Annotated in this window: 7 protein-coding genes and 1 pseudogene; 6 read left to right on the top strand and 2 right to left on the bottom strand. The window is 69.3% G+C overall.

What is annotated here, in order from left to right; genetic code table 11:
- Nucleotides 1-192: 192 nt before the first annotated feature.
- On the top strand, nucleotides 193-5,811 hold the full coding sequence (locus BL254_RS25375) for a glycosyltransferase (RefSeq protein WP_217699334.1): 5,619 nt from the start codon (nucleotides 193-195) through the stop codon (nucleotides 5,809-5,811).
- A gap of 63 nt (nucleotides 5,812-5,874) precedes the next feature.
- Here the strand turns inward: BL254_RS25375 and BL254_RS20360 are convergent, their stop codons facing one another.
- Both BL254_RS20360 and BL254_RS20355 read right to left on the bottom strand, forming a co-directional pair.
- Nucleotides 5,875-6,603: a tyrosine-protein phosphatase gene (locus BL254_RS20360; RefSeq protein WP_076844640.1), complete on the bottom strand. Its 729-nt coding sequence runs from the start codon at nucleotides 6,601-6,603 to the stop codon at nucleotides 5,875-5,877.
- A gap of 185 nt (nucleotides 6,604-6,788) precedes the next feature.
- On the bottom strand, nucleotides 6,789-7,712 hold the full coding sequence (locus tag BL254_RS20355) for a CehA/McbA family metallohydrolase (protein ID WP_047225053.1): 924 nt from the start codon (nucleotides 7,710-7,712) through the stop codon (nucleotides 6,789-6,791).
- Between the two features lie 571 nt (nucleotides 7,713-8,283).
- Between BL254_RS20355 and BL254_RS20350 the strand changes: the two genes are divergently transcribed.
- The 5 genes and pseudogenes from BL254_RS20350 (at nucleotide 8,284) to BL254_RS20330 (ending at nucleotide 12,811) form a co-directional block, all read left to right on the top strand.
- Nucleotides 8,284-9,912: an ABC transporter substrate-binding protein gene (locus BL254_RS20350; protein WP_139342419.1), complete on the top strand. Its 1,629-nt coding sequence runs from the start codon at nucleotides 8,284-8,286 to the stop codon at nucleotides 9,910-9,912.
- A gap of 26 nt (nucleotides 9,913-9,938) precedes the next feature.
- Nucleotides 9,939-10,157, top strand: a pseudogene (locus tag BL254_RS28715) (ABC transporter permease); the annotation flags it as partial.
- A gap of 55 nt (nucleotides 10,158-10,212) precedes the next feature.
- Nucleotides 10,213-11,019, top strand: a complete 807-nt coding sequence (locus BL254_RS25370; RefSeq protein ID WP_139342418.1) for an ATP-binding cassette domain-containing protein — start codon at nucleotides 10,213-10,215, stop codon at nucleotides 11,017-11,019.
- A complete protein-coding gene (locus BL254_RS20335) occupies nucleotides 10,961-11,800 on the top strand; it encodes a DUF427 domain-containing protein (RefSeq protein ID WP_052914959.1) in 840 nt (279 codons plus the stop codon). Before BL254_RS25370 ends, BL254_RS20335 begins: the two co-directional genes overlap by 59 nt.
- Before the next feature lie 168 nt (nucleotides 11,801-11,968).
- The gene (locus BL254_RS20330) at nucleotides 11,969-12,811 is read left to right on the top strand and encodes a 2-oxoglutarate and iron-dependent oxygenase domain-containing protein (protein ID WP_254858340.1); all 843 of its coding nucleotides are present in this window, start codon (nucleotides 11,969-11,971) and stop codon (nucleotides 12,809-12,811) included.
- Nucleotides 12,812-12,855: the final 44 nt, after the last annotated feature.

Below are 12,855 nucleotides of genomic sequence, written 5' to 3'. Positions count from 1 at the left end.
CTGAATTTTTAGTGATATCCTCGAGTCTCCCCCTGGTCGAGGTCACCGGCTTCACTGCCCGCAGCCAGCAAGGAGGGCACTCGTGTCTTCGCGGTCGCGCACATCAGAGACGAGACCCACCCCTACCTCGATCTGTACCCCTGCCACGAGCAGAACTCCATCGACACGACCTGGCACAACGGTCTGGTGACCGTGGACGGCGAGCTGATCAACCGCTATACCGGCCGCTGCGTTGGCTGCGGCGCCATGGGGGAGTTCCTGTTCGGCCTGCCCGTGCGGACGGTTATCCCGCACTGCGGGAGCTGCGGCGTTGCACTGGACGTTCTGCAGCGGTCCCATGCCGACGGCGGCCGTGACACCGGCCCCGCAAGTGGACGCGACACCCGACCTGGCCGCCGGTTCTCCATCTGGCCAGGGACGACCGTCACCTCTCCCGAGATCGCCGGCACTGCATACGTCGTCACTGATCCTCGGCCAGTGTCGCTGGAGATCGCCCGGGCCGGCGCTGAGGAAGATCTGCGCCTGTCGGATTTCGACCAAGACGTAACCGCCCTTGAGTGGGTAGCGGACGGCACGGTGCTGCGGGTGGAGACGCGGGCGTTCGGGCCGCAGCACTTCCGTCCCGTGGAGGAGACCCCCGCACCCGGCTACATGGGGGAGACGGAGGTGCGCTCCGGCACCGCCGAGGACCCGCACCTGGTACGGCTGGCACGGACGGACATGCTTGCGCGCACCTGGCTCCACGAGATCACGGACATGATGCAGGAGCTCGCCACCGTCCAGGAGGGCTCGGAGCAGGGCGTCGTGCCCGAGCACCTGGTCCCGGAGGAGGCCCCGAGGAGCGACCAGTGCGTGCTTGCCCGCATGCGCGAGTACGCGTGGCTGTCGCGCAAGTGGGAGGCGGCCCGTTCCGACGAGGAGCGGTCCCGCTGGAAGGTCGAGCTCGCGGGCACCGCCAGGGACATCGAGCCCCGGGGACACACCCCGCCCTCGCCGCCCTGGGCGGGCGCTGCCACGCAACCTGGCGCCRCCACGCAGCCTGGCCCCACGAGTAGCGAGGCGCTGCGCGCGCGGTACGTCGATGCCGCGGACGAGGAGCTGCGGGCCGCCTACGTCCAGGAGCGCGAGCAGCTGCTCCACGACTACCAGCGACGCCTGGCCGAGGCGCACCCCGCCGACCGTGAGGCGGTCTGGCAGGAGTTCGTCGAGGAGTGGGCGCAGCTGGCCCGGCGGCACGACGCCGGCCGGTTCAGCCTGYGCATCCTCGCCTACTGCACCGAATGGGACCCCCACAGGGGCGGCATCGTGGCCGTCAACCAGAAGCTCGTCGAAGGGCYCGCGGCCGCCGGCCACGAGCTCTTCGTCCGCGTCGGGCACGAGGTGCCGCCGGACGCCTCCGGCGACCGCATCCACCTCATCGGGCCCCGGCGGTATGACCCCAACCGCGGCGAGCAGGAACAGCTTGTGTACGACGGCGAGGACCTGCCGTCCGACGTGGACGCCATTATCGGACACAGCCGCTACTCCGGCCCCGAGGTGCTGCAGGTGCGCAACGAGCTGTACCCGGACACGCCGTTCGTCCAGGTGATCCACATGGTGACCGGCGCGCTCGCCCGGGTGGCGAACCGGCCGGACCTGGAGGTGGAGTTCGAGGGCATCGAACGCCGCATGGTCGCCGCCGCCGACATGGTCGCGGCGGTTGGCCCGGTGCTGGAGAACGAGGCCCAGCGGCTCGCCGCCACCAACCCGGGCGATCACGTCCCTGCCGTCCACCAGATCATCCCTGGAGTGCCCTTCAAGGAGCAGCAGCTACTGCCCTGGGACGGGGAGCGGACGCGCCACGTGCTGCTCGTCGGCCGCGCCGACGCCCCGCAGAAGGGGGCCCACCACGCCGCGCTCATGGTCCGCCGACTGCTGGAGGAGGGTATTGACGTCCAGCTCACCGTGCGCGGCGCCGCTCAGGAGACCGTGGAGGAAGTGAAGGAACGGCTGTCCAACATCGCCGGCCGGGAGGTTGTGGTCAAGCCGTTCTCGATCGATCGGAACGAGATCCTGGCCGACATGCGGCAGGCCGACGTGATGGTCATGCCCTCGCAGGCGGAGGGCTTTGGGCTGGTCGGACTGGAGGCCGCGGGCGCGGGGTTGCCCGTCCTCCTGCCCACTACGAGCGGCGTTGGGGCCTTCTTCGGCGACCCGGGCTGCTTCCCGCCCGAGATCACCCGGCTCAGCCTGGTCGAGCAGGGCTTCGAGGACCAGGTGGACGTTCCGCGCTGGACCGACAAGCTGCGGGAGATCCTGCTCGACATTCCCACGGCGCGGGAGAACGCGCTCACCCTGCAACGGCTCCTGCACGAGGCCAACACGACGTGGGTGGGCGCGGCCGAATCCCTGGCCGCCGCGATCCAGGCGATGCCGGATCGCAGCGCGCCGCGCCCCCAGGCGCCCGCGCTGCCCGCGATGGCGGGGGAYGGCTGGGTGAACTGCGCCCAGGGCCACGCGCACTGGGGCCGGTTCGGCGCCGCCGGGCTGCTGCCCATATACCGCGCCGCGGACGGCCAGGTGGACGTGCTCATGCATTATCGGGGAGCGGACACCGACCAGGGGGGAACCTGGGCGCTGCTCGGAGGCGCGCGCGACAGCCACGAGTCCGCGGCGGAAGCCGCCATCCGCGAGACCGCCGAAGAGAGCGACCTCGATCCCGCCCACGTCCGCGTCGAGCGGGTCATCCGGGACGACCACGGCGGCTGGTCGTACGACACCGTGATCGTCTCGGTCGACCGGCGGGTGCCGGTCCGGCCGGTCGAGGGTGAGTCCGTGGCGCTGGCCTGGGTCCCGCTCTCCGAGGTCCAGAACATGAACCTTCACCCCGGCTTCGCCACGAACTGGCCGAGCGTCCAGGCTGAACTCGACGCCGTGCTGAACGGCGAGCCGTCCACCACCGCCGCCACGCCCCCCACCAGCGCGCTCCCGCTGCCCGCGCACCCGGTCACCGGCGCGCGCGTGGTCGCCAGGGGGACGCTCGGCCATGGTGATGGCATCGCGAACAGGGAGCTGGTCACGTTCGACGACGGCACCCGGGCCGTCTATGAGAAGTACGCACGGACCGAGGACGCAAGGGTCAAGGTGCTCGACGCGTACGTCGGCCGGGCGGTGGGCGCCCGCGTCCCGCTGTCGCACCCGGTGGGGCTCCGCGAGGTCTACACCGACCACATGCCTGGTGAGCCGACCTTCGCTCGCTATCAGAACCTGACCGAACTGGCGGACCGGGGGGTGGCCGCGACCCGCGACGGCGTGTTCCTCGGCCTGCACTATGCGCTGACCGCCACCCACAGCGTCACTGTCGACCAGCTCGTCCTCGGGGCATGGCAGAGCCTGATCGCGATCGGCGACAGCGCCGCGTCGCATGGTCCCCTCCCGGACGCCGCGAACCCGTTCGTCCGCACCTTTTACCGGCAGATCGAGCCGCACGTGTTCTCCTGGGTGGACAACCCGATCCCCCCGGGCGACATCGCGATCATGCGGCGGCAGCTCGACAGCCTGCGCCCCCTCTTCGAGCAGCTCGGTCGGCCTGACCTGCACGACGTGGTTATGGAGCGGTTCGGCCAGGTCGCGGAGCACGCGACCGGAACCGATCCGCTGCTGCCCAGACCGCCTGGTGACCACGTCACGCTGCCCGAGTCGACGCCCGAGCCGCGCTACCCTCTGCCCCCGCCGCCGGGCTCGCAGGAGCGGATCGACCATCAGCGAATCGGCGAGGCGCTGCTGACCGACGACGGTCGTATCACCGACACTAGCCAGGCCAAGACCATCGCCATCCAGGCCATCGCCGCGCGGATGCGGTCTTCGACGCCCGAGCTCGTCCTCGCGGCGTTCGGCCTGGTCGTCGGCACCAACATGGGGCACCGCCTGGGCGACGGCCGCTACGTCCTCGTGCCGCACCACGAGCAGTACCCCTCGATCGGGGCCGACGTCCTCCGCGTCGACGAACTCGACCTGGCCAACCCCCGACACCGCCCGAACAAGGTGGTGCGCATGGACGACCCGCGCGCCGAAACCCTGGTCCGCTGGATCGCGGTCAGCGAGGTGATGGGGGCCTGGTCGTACGGCTCCAACAACAACGTGCGCGTGCTGGCGCTGCAGGAGGCCGCCAAGGAGGAGTTCGGCCTCACCAGGGTGCTGGAGTGGCAGACAAACCCGAAGGTGCGCGACGCTGTAAGCCGGGAACTCGCTTACAATCGTAACGCACTGCRGGATTTCCTGCGTACCCAGTACGAGCTGACCCAGGAGGTCCTCGCCAGCCGCGGCATCACCGAAGTGATCGCCTATCGGGCACTGACCTGGCAAGAGGGATCGGTACAGCCAGAGTGGGCCGGCCTGAACGTCGGCGACACTTTCGAAGCGCGCCACCGGCCGCTGGCAAGCTGGGCGGCGGACCGCCAGATCGTCGCCGATTGGCTGGAGAAACGCGGCGGCCGCGCCGTGATCCTGGCCGACCGCAAGCCCGCGCGGGACATCCTGTCCATCCCCACAACCGGCATCGGCTTCTTCGCGCAGAAGGAGTTGGTCACGCTGCCGGGCGACCGCCTAGTCACGCTGGATGGCGTCTTCACCGGCAAGGCCCCGGCGGCTGCCGCGGAGCAGACCGCGGCGAGCAACGTCACCATCGGCGTCCCCGTCCTGGACGACGCCGCGGAAACCCTGGCAGACGATGCGGCGACAACACTGGCGAACGCCGGCGAGGCGCCGGAGAGCCCGGCGAACGACACGGCAGAAAGGCCGACGCCGGTTCTCCAGGAAGCCGGCGACCGATGGCGGCCCCTCACGATCACGACCCCGCTCGACCCCGCCGACCCGCTCGACAGCCGGATCATCCGGATCCTCGACGGCGAGGAGGAGTTCCCAAGCTGGTGGCCGCGGGACGACTCCGGCTACGCCATCACCAAGCGCGACCTGGACTTCCTCGGCATCAACCCGGTCCAGGTCAAGTGGATGCTTACTGGCGAGGCGCCCATGGGCATGACCCCGGCGCTCTACCAGCGGTTCGGTACGGAGATTCTGGAGGCGCTGCGGCGCGACGGTATCGAACCGTCCCAGGTCGACATCCGCCTCAAGGGGACCGGCGCCGTCTTCTTCGCCGGAATCCACAAGACGCTGCCGCGCGAGGAGGACCTGGTCGGCAGCCCGGAGGCGACGCGGCGCTTGCGGGAGTGGTTCGGCGACAGCCAGGACCGTCCCCTGCGCCGCCCGTACGACTCCATGTGGCGCCTCGGCCTGGAACCGGTGCCCAGCGACGTCGACCTCGACATCAACAGCACCGCCGTGGTTCGGGCCGCCCGTGCGCACTGGAGGGCCCATCACTCCGACCGGTACCCGGGCGATTTCATGGGCGGCCACGGATACCTTGACAAGCAGACGGTGATGGGCGCCTTTTCGGCGCTGGCCGAGTGGGCAAACAGGTGGGAAGGGGAGTTGGGCAGGCCGCTGTCCCTGGGCGTCTTCGAGTCCAGCGGACCATTCGACGCGTCCCTGCTCGGCCGCGCCCTCTCCTCCCACTTCCGCGACACCGACTGGATCATCCACCGCCCCGACACCCCCATGGCCTGGCGTACCCCCAGATCCAAGATCGCCGTCTCGCTCAATTCACAAGGGGCCGCGCTTGAGTCGTCATCCCCGACCGCTCCTGCAACTATTACTGCGCTTGCCTTTCCCCGCAGTCTCCGGAACAACCCCAGCCGTACTGATTCAGATTCTTCCCCGCAGCCCCGTCCTCCCTCCAAAATGCAGCGCAACGATCCCAGCCGCGGACGATAAGGCGTGCTGTAACGGACGGCGATATTCAGTTTCCCCCACAGGTCGCGGGTTCGCGGGACAGATTCAGGGATGCAATAGCTGTCTACGAAGTGCTGTCACCAGGCCGTCGTCAACGCCGAGTTGCTCAGCGGCATAGCCATACACCGACCCGTACCGCGTAATCAGGTCGGCTAGGAAGAGCCGCATGATCTCAGCAGGGGCGCGGCCGTAGGCGGGCCACCTGAGAGTCAGGTCGGGGTAATCAGCGTTCCATTCAGCGACCRGGCGTTCGGTGGCTAGATCGGTCAAGGTAAAATCGGCGACGATGTCGTCCTCGTGCACCCCGAGCAGAGCAAGAACCAGCACGGCCAGCAGGCCGGTGCGATCTTTGCCGGAGTGGCAGTGAAAGACCAGCGRAGCGGTGCTGTCGGCAATGATATTCAATGCACGCCGCAACTCCTTGACGCCGTCGTGGGCGACTTCGGTGTACCTGTCGGCCAGGAAACGGGCGGGCTCGACGTCCGAGTCCAGGCCTGCCTGATTATACGGCTGATGCTCGATACTCAGGTTGTGGTAGGACAGCCCCTGATAGTGCGGGACGCGTCCACTGYGTTTGATCTCCCAGGGATACCGAAGGTCGATTACGGTACGGATATCTAGAGCGAGGAAGCGATCCCAGTCCTGGCCCCGCAGCTTACCCAGCGAGTCGGAACGAAACAGCCGGCCCCAGCGCACCGTGCGGCCATCAGCGGCCCAGTAGCCACCCAGATCCCGGAAGTTGTGCAGACGCTCAAACGCAATATGTCTCCTCACATGGGTCACCTTACGACGACCCGCACTGACCGCCGCTGTTCTCCCAGCTCCCACGTCCTCCTTTCCTGCCTCCCGCACCCTCGACCAGGTCGGTGATCCCCGTCTTCCGGCGTCRCCGAGGCATCCCGCTCCCGGGTGGCCGCCAGGCCRCCCACGCTGGCCGCGTGCCGCTTGGCGGGGCGTCGCTACGACCGTTTGACCCCGCCCGGTTCCAGGCGGATCGGGTTGCTCCAGGCGCGTCCTCCGGTCCTGTCCTCGACGGTGACCCGGCAGTATCCGCATTGTTCGAACATCGCGACGGGCAGGGAGCCCTTCGTCAGCGATTCTCCCTCGATCACCTGTGCGCCCGGAGCGCCTCCGGTGACCAGTATTTTGCGCACCGGTGAGCAGCTCACCGTGACCATGCCGTCGTGGAACTGGATGTCGTGTAGGTCGGGTCCGGTGCTCGAGTAGTAGTGGCCGGCCTTGAGGGCCGCGAGGAGCGCTTCCGGGGTGAGGGTGTCGGCGCGTACCTGGACCCAGGCCGCACAGCCCGGCGGGTCCTGGGGCTGGAAGTGCGCGTCGTCGGCGGCGTAGGCGCCGAGCCGGTGCCCCCGGTTGAGCAGGATGTCGGTCAGATGCCAGCTGTCGCCCCGGTCCTCGCGGGCCGAGAGCGCGTTGTGGACCTCGACCGCGTGGGCTGCGTCCAGGCTTTCGGCGTCGGCGAGGGTGAGCAGCGAAGCCGCGGGGTGGGCCATGCCGATGAACGCGCCCGCGGCCCGGGCCCGGCGGGCCAGGTGCGGTCCGCTCTCGCCGGGCTCGGGAGGCGGGAAGCCGAGTGGCAGCCCTACGGCGACGATGTGCCACTCCGAGGAGAACTCGGTGCGCGGGGCATGCAGCTCCGCGCCCAACAGCGTGGTGAATCCGGGGGCGCGCAACGGCCGGGTGTCTGTCAGCGGGAATCCGTACCTGGCCCGGAAGTGATCGGTGATGGCCAGGAAGTCATAGCCGGCCTCCCGGTAGCGGCGCCCGATCTCCGCCGGCGGCAGTGCCCCGTCGGACCGGTCGGAGTGGGTGTGGAGGTTGCCCCGCCAGAAGCGGCCGGGCCGGTGGAACGGCAGGTCGATCACGGGTACTCCCTGGACTACGGGCAGCCGGCCGGTTGCCGAGGCTTCCCGCTCCCGGGCGGCCGTCAGGCCGTCCGGGCTGGCCGTCTGCCGCTTGGGGTGGGGCGTCGCCGGACGGTCCTGCCGCATCCACGTTCGATCGTATCCGTTTTTTCCGTGTTCACGAAGTCGGTGGGTCGCTGACAGGTATTGCCCACTTGACTGGTTGGGATGGTCATGGTGCCGTTGATGGTGTATGGAGAACAGTTCTCCTGGTCACCCGGATACACATCGACCTCATGCGGATGACCTGCGGGCGCTGTCACCGCGGCTGATCGGCTGCCGCCTGTACGGCCCCGTCTGCGCAGGCCCGGCGGTTCACCGTCAGCAAGCACCACGCGTTCCACCGTCTCCCATGTGCCTCCCGCCGTGCCCGAGTCACATGGTCATTTACGCGGGCCGCCGCCGGACACGGGGGTTCGTGGCACAGGTCCTGATCCGCCGCGCTTCACTCACCCTTCCGCGGAGGACCCTCGTGAGAAAATCGCCGACCCGGACAATGCCGATTCAGCCGACAGCGCCGGTTCAGACGGTCATGCCGATTCGGACGACCGGAACAGCCGGGATGACGGCCGCGTCCGCCGAGCATCCGGTGCGGGCGCTGCTGACTCGACGCKGCCTGCTGGCCGGTACCGGCGCCGGCGGGCTTGCCGCGCTCCTCGCGGCGTGCGGCGGTTCGACGGGTGACGCGGACGCCGCCGACTCCTCGGCGTCCTCGGCCGCGGGCGGGAAGCGGGGAGGCGCCGTCACCCTGAGTGCTCCGCCGCCGCCGACCGCGCTGGATCCGGTGACGATGTACGACGGCACCGCGATCGCCCTGGTCCAGCTCGTCGCCGGCTACCTGATCTGGCTGGACTCCGACTTCCAGCTGCAGYCCCGGCTGGCGACCGCGTGGACGTCGTCGGAGACGGGCCGGACCTGGTCGTTCACCATCCGCCAGGGAGCCGTCTTCTCCGACGGCACACCTTTGGACGCGGCCACGGTGAAGGCGTCGTTCGACCGTCTGCTCGATCCCGCGAACAAGTCCGCGGCGCTGTCGGCGTTCGACACGGTGCTCAAGGCYGGCGGTGTCTCGCTGGCGGGCTCCGACACGGTCGTGTTCCGCCTCGAGCGGCCGTTCTCGGAGTTTCCCTACCTGGTGTCCGCCGGCAACTACAATGCGCTCATCCTGAAGCCGGACTACCAGGTGGGCACGTTCGCCCAGAAGGCGATCGGCACAGGCCCGTTCCTGCTGAACTCCTATGACAGCGGCACGGGCGCGTCGTTCACCCGCAACCCGAGGTACTGGGATTCCGGGAAGCCGTATCTCGACGGCGTCCGGGTGGCTTTCTACAAGGACGAGCAGGCCGATCTGCTCGCGTTGCAGAGCGGCGCCGTCGACGGGCAGATCCTGTCGGACGCCGGCCTGGTGGGCCCGGTCGCGGGCGGCGGCTCCATCGCCGTCGACAAGGTGAACAGCACCGGCCTGACCGCGTTCACGCTGCGCGTCGACAGGCCGCCGTTCACGCGGAAGGAGGTCCGCCAGGCGGTCGCGTACGCCCTGGACCGGCCGGGTGTGCTGACCAGCGTGCACAACGGGGTCGGTGTCCTGGGCAACGACCATCTCTTCGCGCCATCGTTCGCCAGCGCGCCGACCGATCTCCAGCAGCGTGCCAGGGACGAGGCGAAGGTCAGGTCGCTGCTGGCCGCCGCGGGCGTGGACAACCTGCGTTTCACTCTCAGCTTCGACCCGCCGAACAGGTCCTACGCGCTGGTCATCCAGGACCAGCTCAAGCAGGTCGGAATCACCGTGGACCTCGACCAGCAGACCTCCGGGGCGTTCTACGGGGGCGACCAGAACACCGACACCCCGTGGCTGTTCACGACCGCGAACCTGGTCGACTGGGCGGGCCGGCCCACGGCGAGCCAGTTCATCATCCCGATGGTGAAGAGCCAGGGGTGTGGAACGGCTCCAAATACGCCAACCCGGTCGTGGACGCGGCGGCCACCGCCTACGACGCGGCCACCGACCCGGCCGAACGGAAGAAAAAGGCGGAAATCATCGCGCGGGCGCTCAACGAGGACGTGCCGGTCATCGTCAGCGTGTGGAACGGTGCGGTCCGCGCCTACCGGACCGACCGGATCAAAGGACTGCGGGCGCACCCGTCGGCGTTCCTGGACCTGACGACCGTGATCAGGGCCTGATCGGGTGTGGCGCGTTTCCTGGTCAGACGGCTGCTGACGATCCCGGTCACGCTGCTGGCGGTCAGCCTGCTGGTGTTCGTCGCGACCGAGCTGATCCCCGGTGACGTCGCCCGGGCCGTGCTCGGCCGGGAGGCGAGCCAGGCGTCCGTGGACGCGCTGCGCCACCAGCTGCGGCTGGACCAGCCGCTGCCCAGCCGGTACCTGCACTGGCTGGGCGGGTTCGTCACCGGTGACTGGAGACAGTCCTACACGCTCGGGGTGGCGGTCCGGCCACTGACGAATGCGCGGCTCGGGCACGGTCACCGACCTTGCCGGCCGGGTCCAGCTCGGCCCTCGCCTCCTGCCGCTGCGGACCGCCCGGCTGTCCGGCGGGCAGAAACAGCGGGTGGCCATCGGCCGGGCCTTCGCCGGCGAACCCGAACTGGTCGTCTGCGACGAACCGGTGTCAGCGCTGGACGTGAGCGTTCAGGCCGCTGTGCTGGAGCTGCTGGCGGCCGCGCGGGACACCGGCGGGGTCTCCTACCTGTTCATCTCCCACGACCTGGCCGTCGTGGGCTACCTGGCGGACCGGTTGGCCGTCCTGTACCAGGGGCAGATTGCCGAGGTCGGTCCCACCTCCGCCGTGCTGTCCGGCCCGCACCATCCGTACACCGACAGCCTGGCCGGGGACGGTGTGCCGGGCCAGGTGTCTGGCCGTCCGGATTCGGTGGGGCGGGCCGGCTGCCGGTTCGCCTGGACCTGCCCCCACCGGCTGGACGGCCTGTGTGACCGGGTGGCTCCTCCCGTCCGGCTGCTGTCCGGGCCGGTCGGAGCGCCTGCGCACACGGTCCGTTGCCACCTCGAGCCGTCTGATCTGCCCAGGGCTGCGTCGACACCGCTCGCCGGGTCAGGTACGCGGGTTACGCGGGTACTGCCAGCCACGGCAGGAGAGAGCGTGACCTCCGGACGCCCTGTCGCCGCGGAGACGTCGGCGAGCCCGGCACCGGCACCAGCACAACGACATCGACAAACGGAAAGGGAGTCCGGACATGAGCGGCACGACATCGACCGGAACATCAACCGGCTCCATCGCGACCGAGACAGGTGAGCGGGATCCTTTCTCGCCGCGGCCGCGCGACCTGCGCCCCGTGCGGACCGAGCCGAACGGCCGGCGGATCCGGGTGCTCTTCAACGGGCAGGTGATCGCGGACAGCACCCGGACGCTGTACGTCTTCGAGACCGGGCACCTGCCGGTGTACTACTTCCCGCGCGCGGACGTCCGATTCGACCTGCTCACCCCCACTGACCACCACACGCGCTGCCCGCGCAAGGGCGACGCGTCCTACTTCACCATCACCGTCGGTGATCGCAGCGCCGAGAACGCGGTCTGGGCCTACCCGGATCCGATCCCCGACGTGGCCGAGCTCGCCGACCACGTCGCCTTCTACTGGGACAGGGCCGACGCCTGGTACGAGGAGGACGAGGAGGTCTTCGTCCACCCCCGCGACCCCTACAAGCGTGTCGACGCGCTGCCCTCGTCGCGGCACATCGAGGTCCGCGTCGGCGGCGAGCTGTTGGCCGACACCCACCATCCGACCCTGCTCTTCGAGACCGGGCTGCCGATCCGTTACTACCTGCCCAAGCTCGACGTGCGATGGGACCGGCTGACACCGGCACCGACCCGCACCCGCTGCCCGTACAAGGGCGAAGCGCGGTACTGGTCCTACGAGGGACCGGACGGTACGCGGATCGACGACATCGCGTGGAGCTACGCCGAATCCATTCCAGAGATCCCGAAGATCGCTGCTCTTGTCGCGTTCTTGAACGAGCGGGTCGACCTGACCGTGGACGGTGTCCGCCAGCCGCGCCCCAGCACGCCCTGGTCCTGACCGGCGTATCGGCCCCGTACTTCACATATCTGTCCGTATTTGTTCGCATCTGTCCATATCTATTGATATTCATCCCACGGTCCGTTCGCGCCTTGTCCTGACAATTCGCTCCCGATCTCGACATCCCGGCACCGCAATCCCCGAGACATCCCCGGAGGGACATCCGCCATGAGCGACACGATTCCCGTCATCGACTTTCAGGCGGCCCTCGCCGAGGACGCCCCCGCCGACCTGCTGATGCGGATCCGCGACGCGGCCGAGAGCATCGGACTAATCCAGGTGGTCAACCACGGCGTCCCGCTGGAACTGATCGAGGACTTCGAGCGGCGGATCGGGCGCATCCTGCGGCTGCCCCATGCCGAAAAGGCCTCGCTCGCCAGCCCCACCGGGCATCCCTACCGCGGCTGGCGCCAGTGGCCCGACGACTTCGGCCGCCTGGAGCTCGAGCGGTACTCGATCGCCCAGTTCGACAACCCGGCCGATGCCACCGCGGCCGGAGTCGGCCGGCGCTGGCTCGGGCTCCACGAGGACGCCAACGTCTGGCCGCCGCAGGACCCCGACCTGCGCGAGGTCGCCTTCGCCTACACCGACGCGGCCATCGGCCTGGCCCGCCGCGCGCTGGGCCTGTACGAGCGCATCCTCGGCCTGCCCGCCGGCAGCTTCCCGCACGACGAGCCCCCCTACACCAGCTTCGTCGTCAACGACTACCCGACCTGGACCTACCCGGACACCGCCTCCGACGAGGACAAGCTCCTGCTGCTGGAACACACGGACACCTCGGCCGTGACGATCCTGCACCAGAGCGGCGACTACGCCGGGCTGCAGGCGCAGCTACCCGACGGAAGCTGGATCCCGGTGCCTGTCGTGCCCGGAGCGCTACAGCTGTTCTCGGRGAYGATCCTCACCCGCTGGACCAACGGCCGGCTACGTCCCGTCCGCCACCGGGTCGTGGCGGGCGGCACGGTGAGGGAGTGTCTCGTGATCAGTGTTTCCGGCGGATTTGATCAGTAGGTCTCAGCGGACGGCCAGCGGTCACTAAACGTGATTGCCATCGC

Origin of the sequence: Protofrankia sp. BMG5.30, from assembly GCF_001983005.1 — a bacterium.
Classification (GTDB): Bacteria; Actinomycetota; Actinomycetes; order Frankiales; family Frankiaceae; genus Protofrankia; species Protofrankia coriariae.
The sequence above is the reverse complement of the archived record's forward strand: the minus strand, read 5'-3'. Positions and strand labels throughout refer to the sequence as shown.